Here is a 20,603-nt window from a genome sequence, read left to right on the forward strand (position 1 = left end):
TATCCCAACTTGCTGAATAGACTGCAACTTTATTCTCTGTCGCTTTCGTGTTTCCTATATAGCAATGTAACCCTTCGAACTCCCTTGGTATGCGAATAAAGTTGAATATCATCTAACTTATTTGCATCACTAGAGCGTGCTTTTTACTGCTATTGTTATCATTAACCGTTTATTTTCCTGAATGAAAAAGCGTGTTAGGTTAAATCCACAATCGCATGCCTCACCTAACGAAAGGATGTTTTATGGTTGAAAAAATCACTGGGATGCTAGCACTCATCGGCGTGCTTTCACTTTTTTGTCAATGGCTTGGTTGGAAGTTGAGATTACCTGCAATTTTACCGCTACTACTCTGTGGTTTACTACTAGGTCCAGCATTTGGAGTGTTAAATCCCGATGCAATATTTGGGGATTTACTGTTTCCGATTATTTCCCTAGGCGTTGCCGTGATCCTGTTTGAGGGCGCATTAACCCTCAATTTTAAAGAGATTAAAGATCATGGCCGCATGGTGACTCACTTAGTGAGCATCGGCATGGTGATCACCTGGGGCTGTATCAGTACCGCCACTTTTTACCTGCTGGATTTTAGCTGGGAAGTTGCACTGCTATTTGGTGCGTTGGTGGTGGTCACGGGGCCAACTGTGATAGTACCAATGCTGCGCAGCGTTAGGCCAAAGTCGCAGCTCGCGAGTATTTTACGCTGGGAAGGGATTGTGATTGACCCAATTGGCGCGCTGCTAGCGGTATTAGTGTTTGAATATATTACGGTATCAGGCAATCAAACTAGCCATGTACTCTATGCACTAGGTTCTATGCTCACACTTGGCTTAGGCTTAGGTGCTGCATCGGGTTACTTAATTGGCCAAGTGATCCGCCACAATTTGTTACCACACTATTTACGTAATACCGCGGTATTAACCCTCATGCTGGGAATTTTTGTCGGCTCAAATTTGTTGCAGGAAGAATCGGGATTACTCACCGTGACTGTAATGGGCATTTGGCTGGCGAATATGCGCGGCGTGGATATTGCTGAAATCCTTGAATTTAAAGAAACACTGACAGTTCTGCTGATCTCCGCATTATTTATTCTGTTAGCAGCGAGACTAGACTCGAATGCTATGTTGGATTTAGGCTGGGGCGGCGTAGGTGTACTCGCTGTGACCATGCTGCTCGCTCGGCCGCTCAGTATTTGGGTATCAGGTATTGGGACGTCACTATCAAAGGCGGATAAATGGTTTTTATGTTGGATTGCCCCGCGGGGAATTGTGGCCGCAGCCGTGTCTTCGTTATTTGCCATAAAGTTAGAAGCGAGTAATGTACAGGGCGCTGATGCGATTGTGCCGTTGGTGTTTTTAATTATCATCGGTACTGTGGTTATCCAAAGTTTAACAGCGGGGCGCTGGGCGAAACACCTTGGGGTGACCTCGGGGGCGGCGCAAGGATTATTAATTTTTGGCGCCTCCAAGTTTTCCCGAGAGCTGGCAAAAATCTTAAAGGCGAAAGATGTGAAAGTGCTGCTAGCCGATAGTAACTGGGACAACATTCGCCTCGCTCGGATGGATAATATACCTGTCTATTTTGGTAATCCGGCTTCGGAACATGCTGAAACCTATATGGATTTGACCGGAATTGGCCGTGTGCTCATTATGTCGCCTTACAAACAATTAAATCCGTTAGTGACCTTTTATTTTCAAGACGTATTAGGCTCGAAAAAGGTGTTTGGCCTTAACAACGCCGAGCAGGGCAGTGCGCGCCATCAATTATCAGAATCCTACAAACAGCGGCTATGTTTGTTTGGTGATGCGGTGTCCTACGCCAAAATTGCCAGTCAAATGGCTAAAGGGGCGCAGCTTAAAGTCACTAACTTAACTGAAAGCTTCACCTTTGAGCATTTCCGAAAGCGTTATGGCGACACCGCGTTGCCGTTAGTGTATCTGACCAAAGAAGGCAAAGTCGTGATTGTGTCTGGTAATGACACCCAATTCCCCAATGGCATCGAGTTAATCAGTTTATTGCCCGTTGAAGCGCTTGAAGAAGCGAAAATCCAACAGGCGATTGCAGAGCAAGAGGCGATAGCTGCACAGGCCAAAGCGGCGGAAGAAGCTGCCCTTGCGAAAGCCAAGGCCGAGGAGAAAGCAGAAGCTGAACGTCAACGACTTGAGCTGCAAGCGCAAATCAAGGCTGCGGAACAAACGCAACCTGAGGTTGAAGTTCAAGAAAACATTAATACATCTGATGAAACTCTAGCTAAGGGATAAGCCCGTTAAGTGAGACGAAAATAAAAAAGGCACTAGATTGTAGTGCCTTTTGTTTATTTTGATGGGCTTAGCTGGTACCGCTTCGCTATTAAGCGGCGCGTTCCTGTGAAGTGGTAGAAATGACTTCTGGGCGCAGTTCTGCAGGGTCGAAGTCGTCCACATTGATAGACTTCATGCGGCCGATTTCGGCACGTTCCAACAGTTGTACTTCGCTGTCGCTCAATACCCCTAAGGCTTTACCTTCTGCAGCCACTTTATCTAACCACATGAAAGGTAAACGTTTGCCACTGGCCTTACAGACTTTGTCGAATAAAGGTTCGGCGGCCAGAATATCCTTCAGCGTTTGCTCTTGGATACCCACAGCATTGTGCTCAGAGTTAGTCCAGAACTGACCTTTACCTAAACGATCACGACTTTCGCAGGGGGTTTGCATGATCTTGGCCACTTTATGGTCTAACACATCGCTTGGACGTTTTAGTGGACGGCCGAATGGGAACATGATGGCGCGTAATACGCCGCCCAGACCCATTGGGAAGTTATCAAGTAAATCGTCTAATGAAGCCTGTAACTTGTACAGCGCATCTTCAACCGCCCATTGTACCAGTGGTAGATCGTCGGTTTGACGGCCTTCATCTTGATAGCGTTTTAAGGTCGCAGAAGCGAGGTATAACTGGCTTAACAGATCGCCTAAGCGGGCTGAAATACGCTCTTTACGTTTTAAGTTACCGCCTAAGGTTGCCATCGCTAGGTCCGAAAGCAGGGCTAAGTTGGCACTGAAACGATTCATATGTTGATAATAACGCTTGGTTTTGTCTGAGTAAGGCGCGTTAGAGAAACGGCTTGAAGTCAGACCTAACCAGAAGCTACGCACAAAGTTACTGGTCGCAAAACCAATATGACCGAAGATGGCCGCATCGAAGTTGGCTAAGCCTTGGCCAGACTCAGTATCAAACGCTGACTCCATTTCGGCCAACACATAAGGATGACAACGAATAGCGCCTTGACCATAGATGATCATCGAGCGAGTCAGAATGTTTGCGCCTTCTACGGTAATCGCAATTGGCGCCGCTTGGTAGCCACGGCCTAAGTAGTTGTTAGGGCCTAAGCACACACCTTTACCACCATGAATATCCATGGCGTCGATAACGCATTTCTGCATACGATCGGTCAGGTGATATTTCACGATAGCCGAGATAACCGAAGGTTTTTCACCTAAGTCGATACCCGTGGTGGTTAATGAGGTCACGGCATCCATTAGGTAGGCGTTACCACCGATGCGTGCCATTGGCTCTTCAATCCCTTCTAACTTACCAATTGGTAGTTTGAATTGACGACGAATACGCGCATAGGCACCGGTTGCCAAAGCTGCGGTTTTGACGCCACCGGCAGAGTTTGATGGCAGAGTAATACCACGACCTACAGACAAACATTCAACCAGCATGCGCCAGCCTTGGCCTGCCATTTTCGGGCCGCCGATGATAAAGCTTAAAGGTACGAATACGTCTTTACCGCGGGTTGGACCGTTTTGGAACATACAGTTTAGCGGGAAGTGGCGACGACCGGTTTCAACACCTTCGACATCCGTTGGGATCAGCGCGCAGGTAATTCCCAGCTCTTCTTTATCACCAAGTAGATGATCAGGGTCGCGCAATTTAAACGCCAGACCTAATACAGTTGCAACAGGAGCGAGAGTGATATAACGCTTGTTCCACGTTAATTTCATCCCCAGAACTTCTTCACCTTCCCATTGGCCTTTACACACGATACCAAAGTCTGGGATAGAACCCGCATCACTGCCAGCCTCTGGGCTAGTTAATGCGAAACAAGGGACTTCTAAGCCTTTGGCTAAACGTGGCAGGTAATAGTTTTGTTGCTCTGGCGTACCATAGTGTTGCAGCAGCTCACCAGGGCCTAAAGAGTTAGGAACGCCCACAGTCGAGGCTAATTCACTGCTTAAACCAGCAAGCTTTTGCAGCACGCGGGATTGGGCGTAGGCAGAATACTCTAAACCGCCGTACTTTTTCTTGATGATCATCGCGAAGAAGCCATGATCTTTCAAATATTGCCAAACTTCAGCCGGCAAATCAGCTAGTTGGTGTGACACTTGATGTTGATTCACCATGCGGCACACTTCTTCAACGGGACCGTCTAAGAAGGCTTGCTCATCGGCACTTAAGCGAGCGACTGGGTAGTTGTGCAGTTTTTTCCAGTTTGGGTTCCCCGCAAACAGATCCGCTTCCCACCAAGTAGTACCTGCTTCAATCGCTTCTTTTTCGGTAGAAGACATTTCGGGCATGATGCCACGATATACCTTCATCAGAGGGCGACTGATTACATTTTGTCTAAAAGCACTGATATTGAGCGGCAGCGCGATCACGAGGAAGACAATCCAAGTGATAGGGCCGACAACATCGAGTGTCCATCCGGCTGTCATCACAACAGCGGCTGCAATAGTGGCAGTGAGCAAAGATACCCGAAGGTAAGCTAGGGCTCCTAGCACTAATATCATGGCGATGAGCCAAAGTAGGGTAGTCACTGTATTTCTCCTTAATCATGACCGAGTGCCAATCACAGGTCATAACGAGTTTTGTTGATTGCGATCACAATTATAGTTTGTGGTCCGACCTGTGTCGCATAAAAGTTAAACCTAAGGCCGTTTTAATACAAGTATTTTTCAAACAATTGTTTAAATTTTTTGTCACCTTTAGTCATTCCACAAATTTCATCAAATAGTTACAATGCCAAGCCGTGGATATTTGGATAAACATAGGCGAGAAATATGTGTGAGTTGCTGGCGATGAGCGCCAATGTGCCAACCGATATAGTGTTTAGTTTTACAGGGTTAGCACAGCGTGGTGGCGTCACGGGGCCCCATGTTGACGGATGGGGTATTACCTTTTACGAAGGTAAAGGCAGTCGAACCTTTAAAGATGCTTGCCCGAGTAGCGAGTCGCATATTGCTAAATTGATCAAATCTTATCCGATAAAAAGCGAGGTGGTGATAAGCCACATTCGCCAAGCCAATCGCGGCTGTGTCTCGCTCGAAAATACTCATCCTTTTACTCGCGAGTTATGGGGGCGCTATTGGACCTATGCCCACAATGGCCAATTGAGTGATTATCAGGCTAAGTTTCAAGTTTCGCGCTATCAGAGCGTTGGCGATACCGACAGCGAACTGGCATTCTGCTGGATTTTAGAGCAGATCGCGGCCAAGTTTGGCGATCGCCGCCCCGACGATATGCAAGCAGTATTTAAATTTGTCGCAACGCTTGCCGAAGAGATCCGCGCCCTTGGGGTGTTTAATATGATCCTAAGCGATGGCGAATATCTGATGAGCTACTGCAGTAATAATCTTTGCTATATCACCCGCAGAGCACCTTTTGGTAAGGCAAAATTAATTGATACCGATGTGGTTATTGATTTTGATAAAGAAACCACACCGCACGACGTTGTAACCGTGATTGCCACTCGGCCACTGACTGAAAATGAAAACTGGCATGTCATGCAACCCGGTAATTGGAAGTTATTCCGCCTTGGCGAGCTAGTTATCGATTTGTAGCTGTTGATTCAATAAGATTGCAAAAGGCCAAACTGAGTTGCTTCAGTTTGGCCTTTTGCTTGTAAGCATGGTTAATCTGTAAGTGTGATTAATAGGGCATCGTGATTAAGTATAAGTTTTGAAACTGTTTTAGGGCGTGTTGATGTTTCGAGATTAGATTTTGTTCGTTCTGGCAAGCACGTGCTCGCGAAACGAGGAATGATGTGTCGTTATTCTACTCAAATGACGAGCAGCTCTTATGACCAAAAGTAAGCGCAAAGGTTTGCCAGACGAACCCTTCGGGCTGCATTTGGTTGGCTTTTCTGCAGCGTTATCGTCCGTTTATGTAGAATAACTACACAGCACGGACTTTGCCTTGCATAAAAGCCAGTCAAATTGCTGCAAAAACAACCCTGAAACGTCAACACGCCCTAGTCAGTCAAAACTCTCCGCTGCGGTTAATTTGCTCCTGTGCCTAACAGTTTCGGCGCTTTTGGCTGTGTCGGTTCTTCGACTTCCGTTTGTACCGCTGGCACAGCGTGCGTCTCGTCAAAATGATAACTAAGCAGCTTGATATCAAGCTGTTTGCTGCCCTTTTCAAAGTGAGTCAAACGAACGGGTAAGTAAGCCAGATCTGGTGCCATCCAAAAGAAGGTTTGGCGTTTATTATTGTCCCGCACTACCTCGATTTTGACCGTATCGTAACTGCCACTTTCGATGGTCATTCGTTCTTTACCAATCACACGGAACTTATATTCATCGAGTTCATTTGATTTAATCATCTTATAATCAAGCACTTCTTTACCCGTGCTGATATCGAGTCGAAACTGTAATTGCACCATCAAAGGATCGAAGATATCGCCCTCGAAGGGGTATTTGCCTTTTTCATCTTTATAACGGGTATGGATAAAGCCCTGTTCCTTAGCAAAGGCGGTTTGCTCGGTAAAAGTCGGGCCAACACCTTGACGGTCATGCAAATAGCGCATCGGCAACAACTGATTACCTTCTTGGCTAAATTCACTCAGTACATGGCGCACGTCGGTCAGTAATAACAGGCTAAGATCGCTATCGAAACGATATTTATAGATACCATCCTCGGCGGCGGGCAGGTGATACTTAGCTTTACCTAGCTCGATATCACCATAATTGACTTGATATTCAGCAGTTTGAGGCGTTAAAGGCGTTGGCGCCGCCATCGCAAATACGCTGTGGGTGAGCGCCGTTAAACTCACTAATAACGTTGGAATTGTGCGCAAGTCATGCTCCTTTATATCGCAAACAGAAAGCGGCTTTTACCACTTATCCTATAGGCTGAGCAATCAACCTTAAGTGTTTATAGCTGAGGCCGTTTTGAGTGTAAACAGTCTATAGATCAATATATTAAACTAGAAAGGGATTGACATCACTAAGGTTGCCATATCCGGTTGCCACTCACATTCAGACAAATCTACCTTGCCACAGTTCACTGTTACGCCTTCAAGGCGCAATAATTCCATCTGTTCCTGAAAGGAGGCTGAATGCTTATCGAAGGAAATTTTCCCTTGACTATTGAGTACCCTATGCCAAGGAAGTGACAAATGTTCAGGTGCCGATTTTAGCGCTTTAGACACATATCTGGCACGACCCGGTAAACCGGCAAAATCGGCCACCTTGCCATAACTGCTAACTTTGCCTGGCGGGATCATCGCGACAATATGCCAAATCTTCGCCATTGGCGATAATGCCGCGCCTTGTGTGTGCGGCATATCCAGAGCATCCTCTAGCGAAATGGCCAAATCCTGCTCTAAATAGCGATAAAGTGGGGATTTATCTTTTGCAAACCGCATGATGATGCCAAATAAAACCATGAAAGAGGTGAGCCAGTGTAACGTTAATTACCGCCTAAGTGAAACCGCGAACGGTTGATACTGCTGTAATTTAAATCTAAAAAACCGATTGTAATGATTTTTATTAAACTATTTAGTTTTGAATATTGAGAAAACATAGGAATAGTTCATAATAGCGCCAAATTTTTTGACTCACTAAGAGATGAAACAGGCATGGCTGTACTCGATATTCTGACAATTCCCGATGAGCGTCTAAAGCGCAAAGCACAACCCGTAAAAGATATAGAAGCGATTCAGGGATTTATCGATGATTTAATCGAAACCATGTACCACACCGACGACGGTATCGGTCTGGCCTCGACCCAAGTGGGCAGTACAGATGCGGTGATTGTGATCGATTTGTCCGAAAATCGCGATCAACCCTTAGTGCTGATTAATCCAGAGATTGTTGAAAAGTCTGGCGAATATGTGGGGGAAGAAGGCTGTCTTTCTATCCCCGGCTATCGCGCCAAAGTGAGCCGTTTCGAAAAGGTCAAAGTCACCGCCTTAGACAGACAGGGTAAAGCGATTGAAATCGAAACCGATGACTTTTTAGCCATTGTTTTACAACACGAAATCGACCATTTACACGGTAAAGTGTTTATCGAACATCTTTCTACGCTCAAGCAGCAAATCGCGCTTAAAAAAGTGCGTAAATACGCTTAAGTGTTTTAATTTGCAACCTTATTAAGGCCGCATTCCGATGCGGCTTTGTTATTTCTAGGCTCCGTTTTACTCCCAATAAAACCAAACAAAAGCTATTTTAAAGGCCGTAATGTGAGGTTAACGGCTTGTTTTTACAGCAATGACTCGCTAAGGTAACGTCATCAAGCACCGGCTGAATGGGCTGTGCGCAGTAAGGATACGGTAGGGAAACAGATGAAAACAAAGTTAATGATTCTTTTAGGCGCGCTGACATCTATCAGCATGTTGCTTGGCGGTTGCAGTGCGTTTTTTAACGGTAACACCACCGAAAAAAACGTCGTTTCCAGCAGCCTAGTCGAATATCTCTATCCCGACGATAAGCAGCGTGAGGCGCAGCAGCCTAGTATTCCGGTTTTGCGCCTTCCCATCACGGTCGGCATCGCCTTTTTACCTTCAACCCATTGGCAATCCCTCGATAGCAGCTCGCAAATCGCTTTGCTCGATAAGGTTAAACAATCTTTTGTTAAATATGACTTTATTGACCGTATTGAATTAATCCCCAGTACTTATCTTAAAAATGGCAAAGGTTTTAGCACCTTGCAGCAGGTTGCCCGTTTACACGATGTCGATGTGATGGCGCTGGTGTCTTACGATCAACTGTTACAAAGCAGCGAGAATAAGGCTTCATTACTTTATTGGACCATAGTTGGCATGTATATGGTGCCTGGCAATGAAAATGCGATCCAAACCTTTGTCGATACCGCCGTATTTGATATGCGTAGCCAAAAGATGCTGTTTAGGGCGCCCGGTATCAACCAACTTACCGACAGTTCTACCGCAGTAAGAGTAACGGGTGTGCTGCGTGAAAAGTCCGCCGAAGGCTTTGAGCTAGCGGTAAACGATATGATCACTAACTTAGACGCCGAATTAGCCCGCTTTAAAACCCGCGTGAAAGAAGAACATATTGCGACCATCGAACATAAACAAGGCTATAGCGGCGGTGGCAGTTTATCCCTATTAATCCTTTCGCTACTTGGCATATTTGCGCTTCGCCGTTTAACTATCTGTCGGGAATAGTTAAGTTGATTGAATTTGGGATAATTTGGTGAGATAGGGAAGGTGAATTTGTCATCAGGTGAGCAGGATGAATTGTCATTGTTTCCCCAGTGACACGCCGCCTCTTTATTTAACAATAAGTATCCCTATAGGCTCGACGGCGGCATCTGCTGTACATGGATGTACTAATGCCGCGATCACATGGCCAATGATGTTCCTGACATCATAGTGGCATTTCCCATATCCCTATGGGTCAGATGTGAAAGAGCGGCCATGCCGCCAACGGTCACTGTTGGAACAATGCCAATCCTAACTAGCCCTCTCGCTGTTCGTTCAGCTAAAAAGATATTGCCCCATTCCGTGTTTTGGCTCGTTAGCTCAATCGAAAATTCCCACTCCTGTTGCCATAAAAACTCTTATGTTTTTACCAATGTTTGGTCCTACCATAAATCGGCTAACAATATATGGGTATACAGTCGTATTAAATTTAGGTGTTTTAGTATGATTTTAAGGCAAGAATAGTGCGCACTAACTCTAACCGCAATAAATAAAATTCCATAAAATCAATTAACTATAGTGACTGACTTTTAGTTAATAGGTTTGAAAAACACGCATGCGCGTTTTTCCAGATGGTGTATTTGGCAGAAAGCTGGTAAGTTCTTTGCATACAGATAGTTAACCGTGCGCGTTTTCACTGGTCTAACGTGATAAACGCGCATGCGCACTAATAAAATTTTAAGAGGCAAAGAATAGCTGGTGCAACAATCACAGATTATGGAAGATAAGATTATTTCAGCAGTGAGAACTTTTGCTAGCTCGATAAACTCGGGTAGCAAAGTCGTCGCTGATATGTCTGAACTAATTGAAGTCACGTCTCAGTTGCCTCTTTCGAGTTTTGATTACTGGGAACGGCTTATTCGTTCAGAATTCTCTATAGCTATAAGAGAGTCTATTCCCCCTAAGTGGAAGGTATGGTCAAAACCGAAGGAATTAGTAACTTGGCTTGATCTTATCAATTGGGATGGTTACAAGCGTGAAAAAGCACTTCGAGCCCTATCTGGTGCTGCACCAAATACTTTCTTTTTTTCTCTTGCCCTGCGTAGGCTTAACGATTGGGTGCCCCAAGTTCGCAAAGCCGCAAGGGAAAAGCTCCCAGGGATTGCAAAGGCTACAGATCCTGAATATGTAGTTGAGGCTTTATGCGTCGCTCTTTCTTATTGGAACTCTTGGGGTAGGATCGAAGAAGCAGATAAAGATATTCTTCAGAAAATTATCTGTGAAAAGGAGATAGCAAAGTCCCTCCGGTCTAAGTTAATTTCGTCAGCTTCTGGGCCTATGCCATCACTCTTTTCACAGCTTGGCCGAACTCCGATACTCGATGGGAAAATTGAAGAAATAGCTAAATCCGCTATTCAGCCTTCGGTTCGAGCTAAGGCATACCGCAGTTTATTTGAAGGGCGGGTTGTATGGATCGAAGGCCGAAAATGGGTGTGGACTGATATAAGGTACTGTGAAGGAAGGCTAAAACCTATAGTTGGCGAGCGGAAGTTAGAAATTGAAACGCCATTAATAGACTTACTAAAGATTTCATCTGAAGATAGATCGTCCATCGTTAGGCGCGTTTCAGCAGAGATTCTAATACGAGAGTTAGGCAATCTAGGTATGAAAGCGAGAGTGTTTGCCGAACGCTTTGCTTCAGATAACTCACAAGCTGTATCAGAAAGGGGTGAGTTTGCTTTAAAAAAACTAGACAAGGCAGCGCGTACCAATGCCTCTTAACAAGCGCATGTTGTCGGGCAGGTTTTCCGCTGAGCTCCAAACCAGCCGCAAATGCGGGCTTTAGCTGTCGGGAGAATTATGCTCAGCTTAACCTTCGCGGTAATGCTATCGATAGCAAATATGATTTATGCCACCGTAATATATATGTCATTACATGGTTGGCTTGTCGCACATGAACCAAGAAGAAATTAAAGACACCCATTCTTAATAGTGCGGTAGTTAACCTCCGACTATGCTTTGGTTAAGCATTGAGCTAAGAGGTTTATAGAAACATTAACTGGCCGACCAGCAAAGCCAGTGACCTCTGTCAATTCATTCAAGCCGACGCCGCTTCGCGTCGCGGTGTAATTCTGTCGTTGTGTGCTTAAAGGAGTTTTATCGGTGAAATGGAGTAAGTTGAAATCGCTGGTAGAAGACAAATTTTCTCAATCCCTTGGTGGGAGAGTTGCTATTTTCAGCACAAGATATGGTAATTGTACTTGCGGTCACGCTTGGCTGACACTTGATAAGGAGGTTATCGCTAATTTCTGTACAAGGGCATTCTGGAATCGCGCTGCTGGCGATTACCATTTTAAGGATGGACGGTGGGTTACAGACTCACCAGTTCCTGAGCATATATCAGCACACCAGAAAAAGTCTTACGGCGAAATGGAGTACGGTGAACTATCAAGGCAAGATGTTTATGAGTCTTGCTGGAGTTTCGTGCACGATCTTACTATTGATGAGTCTATATCTTCTGAAGATCCTTTAATTCAGTCACTTGCTATGCTTGATAAACGCTTGGGAAAACGCAGATTAAAATCTATCGATCAAGCTAAGTTGCACCCTTTAGCAAAAAAGCTACTAACTGTGCGTCTAGAATCCGAAGGTGTTTGAGGATAAAACATGGACACCCAACCTTAATCGCGCGGTAGTTAACCTCCGACTATGCTTTGGTTAAGCATTGAACAAGGAGGTTTGTATGCCGCGTCCTCGCCGAACTCAGATAAGTCTTGAACTCTCACCTTAACATCAGTCCCTATTACCATTGCTGTAGCCGTGTGGTACGGCGTGCATTTTTATGTGGCGATGATAGTTACTCGGGTAAAAACTATGACCATCGCCGTGGTTGGGTAGAATCGCTACTGTTTGAACTTGAAGCTGTTTTTGCTATTGATATCGCGGCCTTTGCGGTGATGTCGAATCATCTGCATGTGGTGCTGCGGGTCGATATCGACAGTGCCAATTGCTGGACTGACCGCGAAGTGCTTGAGCAGTGGCATAAGTTGTTTAAAGGCGATGAATTAACGCAAAAATTCGCTAAAGGTGAGTTGGTTGAAGCGCATGAGGTGAGCAGATTAAAGCACTCAATTGCCCTTTATCGCAGCCGTTTGTGTGATATTTCATGGTTTATGCGCTGCCTAAATGAACCGATTGCAAGACAAGCAAATCAAGAAGATAACTGTACAGGCAGGTTCTGGGAAGGTCGGTTTACCCATTTATTTTATAGAGAATCAAGCCCTACTCGATGAAGCTGCGGTATTAGCCTGTATGGCTTATGTTGATTACTCTTTATTAGAAGAAAGCCCCATCAGAGCGCAACTGGCTGATACACCAGAACAATCCGACCATACCAGTATTCAACTACGTATTCGGGCCGCATTAAATGGTGAGCAGCCCTGCAGTCTCTTGCCTTTTATTGGTAACGAGCGCGATAACCAACCCAATGGCATTGCGTTTGCCTTAACTGATTACCTTCAATTGGTGGAGGAGACCGGCCAAATTATTCGCAATGATAAACGTGGAAGCATCAGTGAAAATAGCGGTAAGTTACTGACTAGATTAAATATCCCCCATGACAATTGGCTCAAGCTGACCACAGATTTTGGCAAGCTATTTCACGGTCCAGTAGGCACATTACAAGAACTGAGCGATTACTGCGAACATCTTGAAAAGCGACGAAGGCACTTTGCGGCAAGTTGCCAGCACTTTAACAGTAACTGACAACTGCTTATATCGCTTCGAATGTAACCTTTGCAGAACATCCCCCAAGCACTATGGGATGATTGACCTCGTCTGAAATACACCCTTTTTTAAGGAATTAGCGTAATTTACTGGCACAGATACTGGCCCTGCGACGCTGATCACTCCCACTAAAGTTATTTTAGCTCGTACAAGTTATAGGCAAACTGAAAGTGCATTATGTTGTTGATTTAAAATGGATGGCCAGATTTACGTTTCTGCGTGTGGCGGCAAACTATGGTTTGGCCGCCTTACTACACTTCGATTACATACGCATAGCTGTTGCTATTGAGTATGGGTTATTGGTGATTAAGCTCAAGCAGCATCACTCCGGCATTGGGCAGAGCAAGTGATTGATTAAGATTAATCTTATCCCCAGTGAAGACTGAAATAGCCGAGGTGTTGCCCGCCAAGACTTTGCTAAAGCGGCTTAAATCCAGCGTTTGCGCTTGGTCGTTTTTGTTGTAAATCACCATCACTTTATCTGCATCGGCTTGGTAGCAGGCATTGCCCGCGAGGGCATGTTTTGCAGCACACCGAAATTGCACATAAATGCCGTTTTGCGGCACAAAGTGCAGTAAATCACCCGTTTGCAGCGCGGCAGAATGTTTACGGTAATTGAGCAGGGTGCGAATAAATGCTTGGGCCCGTTGCTGTTTTGCGTTTAGCCCTTTACCGCTAAAACCGCTTATTTTGCTATTGGCAAATCCCCCCGGAAAATCACTACGCACTACACCATCATGGCGGCCTTCGGTCGGGCTGGTCATCAGCACTTCGGTACCGTAAAACAGCTGCGGAATGCGTTTAGCTGTGATGACATAGGTAAGGGCCATTTGATACAACGGCAGGTTTTCTTTTAGCAGACTATAAATCCGATTGGTATCGTGGTTACCTTCAAAGAGGACTAACTGGCTTGGGTTCGCATACACCACATCATTCGCTAACATCTCGTAAAGCTTGATAAAACCAGTATCCCAACCTTCGGGCTCGTTAAGGCTTTCAACCAGCTTTTCATAAAGTGGAAAATCCATCAAGCTCGGTAAATCTGAGGTATAACCATCGGCATTGATTTTGCCTTTTTGCCAGTAGGAGACGGTAAGGGGATTAGCGGTCCACTCTTCACCGACAATATTAAAATGTGGGTACTCTGCCATTAATGCCTTAGTCCATTGGGTTAAAAAGGCTTTATCGGCATAGGAGTAGGTGTCTTCACGAATGCCCGAAAGCCCCGCGTATTCCACCCACCAAATGCTATTTTGAATAAGATAAGTGGCAAGCTTTGGGTTGCGCTGATTAAGATCGGGCATCGCATCCACAAACCAACCGTCAACAAAATCACTTTTATCCTGCGTGTCGGCGTAGGGATCTTGCACTGTGGTGCGTCTATGACTGGTAAAACTGGCCGTAGGAGCCGTTTGTGTGGCAGTCACATTGGGTTGCTGTGGGTAATTGAGCCAGTCACTGCTCGGTAAATCCTTTAGCCACCAATGATTTGAGCCAATATGGTTAAGCACTATGTCTTTAATTACTCCTAGGCCACGTTGTTTGGCCTCAGTGACTAACCTTTGGTAATCCTGATTGCTGCCAAAACGCGGGTCGACCCGATAAAGATTAGTAATGGCGTAGCCATGATAGGAGTATTGGGCTTGGTTATTTTCAAGCAGTGGGTTGATCCACAGCTGGGTGACGCCTAGTTTGGCTAAGTAATCTAAGTGCTGGCGTATACCTTCGATATCGCCGCCATGGCGACCATCGGAATTTTCAGGTGCTGCCTGCTCGAGCATATCGGCTTGATTGTCGTTGCTTGGGTTGCCATTGGCGAATCGGTCTGGGGTGATAAGGTAAATCACGTCCTTATTACTAAAACCTTGGCGCTCACGGCTGCCATCAGCCCGTGCAGCTAAAGTGTAGGGCACTCGAAAGAGCTGCTTATCGCCAGCGAGAATGCGGATGTCAAAGGTCTGCGGTTTGGCTTGGCGCAAGTCTAAATTGATAAACAAATAATGGGGATTATCCGTCTGTTCAATCCCTTCAAACACCACATCTTGGCCTGCTATCTCAACCTTAAGCTGTGTTGCATCCGCAGGCAGGGCACTGCTGTGCAGCATTAATTGCAGCTTAGGATTATGCATGCCCGCCCACCAAGATAGCGGTTCGAGATGCAAAGATGCTGTACTGCTGACGGGGCTATGGCTGGCCTGTGCTAGAGCATATAAGGGAGAAGAGGCGGTTAACACAAGGGCGAAGAGTAGACTGTGACGTATCATACTATGGGCCTTTTATCGGGTGAGGTTTTAAGAGTGACTTTTGAAATGAATGTCGGCGTGTCATCTCACTTTTGTTATACATAAAAAATGAAAAGCCTGCTTCAGTGTGAAGCAGGCTTTTTTTACTCTGTCTTACAGAGAGTAGGTTAAACCAAGGAAATATTGTCTACCGAAGTATTGAATCGTCCCGGTTTGATGTTCTTCACCAAAATAGGTTTTGCTTGGTTCATCAGTGAGGTTATTGATTTGGAATAGGAATTTAAGGCCGTTATCCAGCGCGTAAGAGGCCTGATAATCCACAACTGTTTCCGCATCGAAGAATGCCAATTGAGATTCAACAGCAACTTGTTCTGAAACATAGCCACTACGATATCTCATGCTGACTCGAGTATCGAAGCCATCCAGGGTATAGAATAATGTGGTATTCAACACATCTTCTGAAAGTCCTGGCAATGGAATGGTCAGGTTTGAACCACTTAAGTCGGTGGTAAATTCTACTTCACTATCGGAGTAAGAGTAGCTACCCGTGAAGCCTAAGCCATCCAATGGTGATGGTAGGAAATCAAACACCTGGGTATAGCCTAACTCGATACCACGGATATAGCCGCCTTTATCATTGTTGATGGCTGTTTGATATTGACCTTCATTTTTTACAACTGGGAATTCAACACCATTATCGATAATGGTATCGGGTACGATAAATCCATTCGCTTCAAAATCAAACGGTTGAATAGTGAAGTTGTTGATGAAAGATTTAATATCTTTATAGAACAAGGCTACAACGACCGCACCTTCAGATTCTTCAAAGTAGTGCTCGTAGGACAAGTCATATTGATCCGCATAGAAAGGATCTAATAACGGACTGGTGTTACCCCACGCATTGTACTTTTTATATCCTGGTGTTGCTGAATCGTCGTACCAAGAACCCATACCAGACTTTAACTTATCGATAGGTGGACGTGACATTACAGATGCCGCAGCAAAACGCAGTTGATCGTTTTCTGTTAGGTGGAAGGTTAAGTTTAATGATGGCAGGTAATCAGTATAAGTTTTGCCGACCTTGTTACGGATATAATCTGTGCTCACAACACCCAGTTCATCGGTAATGGCCTCACCTAAACCATAACCTACTTGCTGTAAGCCGGTACTGCTTTGATCGGTATTAACAACACGAACACCTAGGTTACCAGTTACCTTAATATCAGCGATATCAAAGTCCAAGTTAGCTTGCACGTAGCCTGCCAATACATCTTCATTGACCGCGCCGCTTTGGATCATGGTCCAGTTATTTGACCAGTTAGCTGTTGGAGTAAAAGGTGATTGACCCGTTGCGGCTAACTGCGCATTGACCAGCTCGACAGCTTTGTTAAAGTCAATAGCAAGGAAACTTGGGTAACCTGAGAGTTCTCCTCCAAAATCAACCACTTTTGCCATATCGCCGTTGAGGCTAAGCACCGGTTGGTTGCTTGGGTTTTTACCAAATTCAAAGCCGTAGCCTGCTTGTGAGCGTTGAGCGTTAAACTCTCGCTCAGCATAGCGCACACCAAAATCAACAGAAGACACAACGCCCATGTCTAAGACATAGTTAAAGTCGAGTTTGTAGGCAACCAGATCGTTTTGCTGATTATAAGGCCACATTCCCACTTCTTTTAAGCCCAAAGAGGCTGTATTGGTATAGTCGTTGGCAAAACTGATATCGGCAGGACTTAAACCATTAAGTTGGTACGTTATCGATTCTGCTGAGCGTACTTCATTACCAATGTCATCATACAACACGGCGCGGGTGCCGCCGTTAACGAATTCACCATCGGCTTTTGAATAGCTCACATCGGCTGCTACTGTCAGTGCGCCGCCGTTGTTCCATTCAACATTAAAAGAGCCAGAGGTCAGTTCTGAGTATTTGGAGTCATTATCGTTGATCACGAAAACCGCAAAGTTATCCGTGCCGTCGGTAGAGACGGTACCACCTGTCATAGAACCATTTTCGACAACGGCATCACTGATGGTGCCATTTTTCAATGATTTAACACGGAAACCACGGGCAAAGTTTTCTGAGGTAAATTTAGAGTGGAACAGATCACCTTTCAGGCTCAGATTATCGGTCGGTTGCCAATGAATCGCAGCCATATAGCCATCACGGGTATCGTCGCCGCCTTTTTGTTGTAGTTCAAAACCTTCGCTAATTGCTTCCTTGATACCGTCAGCGTTAACGTCTTTTTTATCATCATTAAAACGTAAACCAATGAACTGACTCGCAACGTAAGGCTGATACAGGTGGGCATAACCCACTGCAACCCCTAAGGTGTCTTCGAGGAATTTACCTTGATAAGCAAGGCTTAACCGATTGCCGTATTGCTCTGCATCAGAGATTTCATCAGCACGATCGTTAAAACTGCCACGGGTGTTGATATTGAATGATTGGTCTTTGTCACTTTTAAGCGGGTCGGCGGTTTTTAATTCAACTGTACCAGCAACACCGCCTTCGATCAGCGAGGCTTTTGGGGATTTATAAACAGCCGCTTGACTGATTAATTCGGATGGATATTGGTCAAACTCAATGGCACGTTTACCGCCAGTGGTGACTTGTTCATGACCATTTAGAGTAGCAAACACGAAATCGCCATCGAGACCACGGATGTTCAGACCACTGGCTTGACCGCCAGTACGAACGGCGGTGACGCCTGGTAAACGGGTTAACGCATCGGCGATAGATTGGTCGGGTAGAGCGCCGAGATCATCGGCAGAGATAGATTCAGCGACGGTATCGCCAAAACGTTTATCATTGAGCGATTTGATTACACTGGTTCTGAAGCCTTTAACTTGGATTACTTCAATTTCTGCATCTTTTTTAGCTTTTACATCTTTATCTGTTACCGCATCTGCTGCGTAGGAGTGCATACTGGCGCCTGCAGCAACGAGTGCTAAGGTCAGCAAGCTGGGTTTAAATCGCATCATTTCTATCTTCCCCTTGAAGTCGCTTTTAACCGCTTATGTAGAGCGTTTTATCGTTATTACCGCATTGTTTATGCGGCCTTTTTTGGTATGTCGGCGCTTAATTGACTGCATAAGTGCTGCGTTTATGACCAAATTGTTATGCAACGGTGAAGATACTACTCCCGGGAATCTTGGCCTCACAATATTGTGCATACGTATTCAATAGGTCATGCGACCGTTAAAACCCCGTTTTTGACCAAAAAAAGTCCGATTTAATCTCTAGTTGATTTGATGCAACCTTATGTTAGTAAAGGGTTAATCTTAACTTAATCAGACAAATCTAATGATAGCCTGCTTTGCATACGTATGCAGGTGTATTGAACCTTATTTCCCTCTTCACGTATGCTCGGTGTCACAAATACAAGCCGTAGCACCTTTACTCCGCAGTAACATCTTTGTAACTGCTAGTTCGAGAGTTTTTGGGTTAGCTTGCTGAAGAATAAGGATAAAGGGGCATTATGAGTGAGTTAACTTGGTGGCGTGGCGCCGTAGTTTATCAAATTTATCCGCGCAGCCTTTTAGATACCAATGGTGATGGCGTGGGTGATTTACGCGGAATCATCACTAAGTTGGATTATATTGCCAGTCTAAATGTCGATGCGATTTGGATTTCTCCTTTCTTTAAATCCCCAATGGCGGATTTTGGTTATGACATTAGTGACTATCGCGAGATCGATCCCTTATTCGGCTCGATGCAAGATTTTGATGAGTTAATTGAAAAGGCGCATCAACGCGGCATTAAAGTCATTATTGATCAAGTATTAAGTCATACATCCGATCAACATGCTTGGTTTATCGAAAGCCGAGAGAGTCGCACTAATCCTAAGGCAGACTGGTATGTGTGGGCCGATCCTAAGGAAGATGGCACCGCCCCCAATAATTGGTTAGCCATCTTTGGCGGTTGCGCATGGGAGTGGGAACCGCGCAGACAACAATATTATCTGCACAACTTTTTACGCAGCCAACCCGACATAAACTTCCACAATCCTGAAGTACGCCAAGCCGTGTTAGATAATATAGAGTTTTGGCTCAAGAAGGGCGTCGATGGTTTCCGTTTAGATGCGATTACCTTCTGTTACCACGATGAGCTGCTTCGTGATAATCCCGCTAAACCTAAAGACAAACGCCAAGGGCGGGGATTTAGTGAAGATAATCCTTATGCCTATCAGTACCATTATTACAATAACGACCGTCCACAAACGATTCTATTTATTGAAGAATTACGCCAGCTTATCAATCGTTATCCTGGGACTGTGACCTTAGGGGAAGTCTCTGCAGAAGATTCTCTCGCGGTGATGGCCGCTTACACTAAGGGTGATGATCGCTTGCATATGGCTTACAGCTTTGAGCTGCTGACCGAGGATTATAGCGCTGCCTATATTCGCCAAACCGTAGAGGCTTTAGAAGCCAGCATTGGTGATGGCTGGCCCTGCTGGGCGATAGGAAATCATGATGTGCAGCGGGTAGCGAGCCGTTGGGGGCGCGGTAAGCAAACGCGCGATATGGTGAAAATGCTAAATGCAATGCTTTGTTCACTGCGCGGTAGTGTGTGTAGTTACCAAGGGGAAGAATTGGGCCTAACTGAAGCGCCAATTGAATTCCATGAATTGCAGGACCCCTTCGGTAAAACTTTCTGGCCGATGTTTAAGGGCCGTGATGGTTGCCGCACCCCAATCCCATGGGAACAATATGCTGATTTTAGTGGCTTTAGCCAAGTCTCACCTTGGTTACCTATTGCGGCTGCACATCGAGCACTGGCGGTAGATTTGCAAGAAGCGGATTGCCATTCTGTGTTGCATGGCTATCGTCAATTCCTTGCTTGGCGCAAGCGTTATCCGGTGTTGATTACCGGCGAGATTGAGTTTCTTGATGCACCAGAGCCTTTATTAGTTTTTGTGCGTACACTCGGGGAGCAGAAGTTACTGGTTTGCTTTAACCTGTTAGACACTGAGATTCAGTGGGCGCTAAAAGAGGTCAAGTTACAGCAAGAATTAGCCGGACATGGTTTAAAAACCGCACAGTGGCAAGGTGATAGTTTGATGTTTTCAGCCTATGCCAGCTTCTATGCGCTATTGGCCTAATTGGTTGTACAGTCTTCATTACCTAAACGAGCAGTCACAACGCGATAGTGACTGCTTGATGTTTTACTCAAACGCCTAAGGGAACTTACCTTTAGATAATAAAAACATGATTAGAGAACACA

At 45.3% G+C, this 20,603-nt stretch carries 12 protein-coding genes and 1 pseudogene; 8 read left to right on the forward strand and 5 right to left on the reverse strand.

Annotation, left to right across the window (positions count from 1 at the left end):
- Positions 1-242: 242 nt before the first annotated feature.
- On the forward strand, positions 243-2,255 hold the full coding sequence (locus H9J30_RS11565) for a cation:proton antiporter (RefSeq protein WP_240131165.1): 2,013 nt from the start codon (positions 243-245) through the stop codon (positions 2,253-2,255).
- An 88-nt stretch (positions 2,256-2,343) separates the two neighbouring features.
- On the opposite strand, the gene fadE is transcribed toward H9J30_RS11565, so the two are convergent.
- Positions 2,344-4,791 (reverse strand): acyl-CoA dehydrogenase FadE, encoded by a 2,448-nt coding sequence (gene fadE / locus H9J30_RS11570; RefSeq protein WP_240131166.1) that lies wholly within the window; start codon positions 4,789-4,791, stop codon positions 2,344-2,346.
- 243 nt (positions 4,792-5,034) lie between these two features.
- Here fadE and H9J30_RS11575 point away from each other — a divergent pair, with 243 nt between their 5' ends.
- On the forward strand, positions 5,035-5,814 hold the full coding sequence (locus H9J30_RS11575) for a class II glutamine amidotransferase (RefSeq protein WP_240131167.1): 780 nt from the start codon (positions 5,035-5,037) through the stop codon (positions 5,812-5,814).
- A 437-nt stretch (positions 5,815-6,251) separates the two neighbouring features.
- Here the strand turns inward: H9J30_RS11575 and H9J30_RS11580 are convergent, their stop codons facing one another.
- Together H9J30_RS11580 and H9J30_RS11585 are read right to left on the reverse strand one after the other, a co-directional pair.
- A complete protein-coding gene (locus tag H9J30_RS11580) occupies positions 6,252-7,049 on the reverse strand; it encodes a DUF3108 domain-containing protein (protein ID WP_240131168.1) in 798 nt (265 codons plus the stop codon).
- Positions 7,050-7,178: 129 nt separating this feature from the next.
- Positions 7,179-7,622 (reverse strand): MGMT family protein, encoded by a 444-nt coding sequence (locus tag H9J30_RS11585; protein WP_240131254.1) that lies wholly within the window; start codon positions 7,620-7,622, stop codon positions 7,179-7,181.
- A gap of 210 nt (positions 7,623-7,832) precedes the next feature.
- On the opposite strand from H9J30_RS11585, the gene def reads away from it, so the two are divergent.
- The 5 genes and pseudogenes from def to H9J30_RS11610 all read left to right on the forward strand — a co-directional run bounded on the left by def (position 7,833) and on the right by H9J30_RS11610 (position 13,121).
- Positions 7,833-8,324 carry a peptide deformylase gene (gene def / locus H9J30_RS11590; protein ID WP_011626351.1) on the forward strand — a complete coding sequence of 164 codons (492 nt, stop codon included), beginning with the start codon at positions 7,833-7,835 and terminating at the stop codon, positions 8,322-8,324.
- A 213-nt stretch (positions 8,325-8,537) separates the two neighbouring features.
- The gene (rhlP, locus tag H9J30_RS11595; RefSeq protein ID WP_240131169.1) at positions 8,538-9,380 is read left to right on the forward strand and encodes a rhombotarget lipoprotein; all 843 of its coding nucleotides are present in this window, start codon (positions 8,538-8,540) and stop codon (positions 9,378-9,380) included.
- A 735-nt stretch (positions 9,381-10,115) separates the two neighbouring features.
- On the forward strand, positions 10,116-11,138 hold the full coding sequence (locus H9J30_RS11600) for a hypothetical protein (RefSeq protein WP_240131170.1): 1,023 nt from the start codon (positions 10,116-10,118) through the stop codon (positions 11,136-11,138).
- A gap of 381 nt (positions 11,139-11,519) precedes the next feature.
- Positions 11,520-12,014, forward strand: coding sequence for an SF0329 family protein (locus tag H9J30_RS11605; protein ID WP_240131171.1), 495 nt, complete (start codon positions 11,520-11,522; stop codon positions 12,012-12,014).
- Between the two features lie 85 nt (positions 12,015-12,099).
- Positions 12,100-13,121 (forward strand): annotated as a pseudogene (locus H9J30_RS11610) (transposase).
- 317 nt (positions 13,122-13,438) lie between these two features.
- Here the strand turns inward: H9J30_RS11610 and H9J30_RS11615 are convergent.
- Both H9J30_RS11615 and H9J30_RS11620 read right to left on the reverse strand, forming a co-directional pair.
- On the reverse strand, positions 13,439-15,406 hold the full coding sequence (locus H9J30_RS11615) for a glycoside hydrolase family 13 protein (RefSeq protein ID WP_240131172.1): 1,968 nt from the start codon (positions 15,404-15,406) through the stop codon (positions 13,439-13,441).
- A gap of 132 nt (positions 15,407-15,538) precedes the next feature.
- Complete coding sequence (locus H9J30_RS11620; RefSeq protein WP_037418197.1) at positions 15,539-18,361, reverse strand: TonB-dependent receptor; 2,823 nt, start codon at positions 18,359-18,361, stop codon at positions 15,539-15,541.
- A gap of 497 nt (positions 18,362-18,858) precedes the next feature.
- Here H9J30_RS11620 and H9J30_RS11625 point away from each other — a divergent pair, with 497 nt between their 5' ends.
- Complete coding sequence (locus H9J30_RS11625) at positions 18,859-20,481, forward strand: alpha-glucosidase (RefSeq protein ID WP_240131173.1); 1,623 nt, start codon at positions 18,859-18,861, stop codon at positions 20,479-20,481.
- Positions 20,482-20,603: the final 122 nt, after the last annotated feature.

It is taken from the genome of Shewanella cutis (genome assembly GCF_022410515.1).
Classification (GTDB): domain Bacteria; phylum Pseudomonadota; class Gammaproteobacteria; order Enterobacterales; family Shewanellaceae; genus Shewanella; species Shewanella cutis.

Bases quoted from the DNA above. Each gene is read 5' to 3' on its own strand.
- H9J30_RS11620 (WP_037418197.1), bottom strand. From the start codon at position 18,361: ATGATGCGATTTAAACCCAGCTTGCTGACCTTAGCACTCGTTGCTGCA.
- H9J30_RS11565 (WP_240131165.1), top strand. From the start codon at position 243: ATGGTTGAAAAAATCACTGGGATGCTAGCACTCATCGGCGTGCTTTCA.
- rhlP (WP_240131169.1), top strand. From the start codon at position 8,538: ATGAAAACAAAGTTAATGATTCTTTTAGGCGCGCTGACATCTATCAGC.
- H9J30_RS11615 (WP_240131172.1), bottom strand. From the start codon at position 15,406: ATGATACGTCACAGTCTACTCTTCGCCCTTGTGTTAACCGCCTCTTCT.
- H9J30_RS11575 (WP_240131167.1), top strand. From the start codon at position 5,035: ATGTGTGAGTTGCTGGCGATGAGCGCCAATGTGCCAACCGATATAGTG.
- H9J30_RS11625 (WP_240131173.1), top strand. From the start codon at position 18,859: ATGAGTGAGTTAACTTGGTGGCGTGGCGCCGTAGTTTATCAAATTTAT.
- def (WP_011626351.1), top strand. From the start codon at position 7,833: ATGGCTGTACTCGATATTCTGACAATTCCCGATGAGCGTCTAAAGCGC.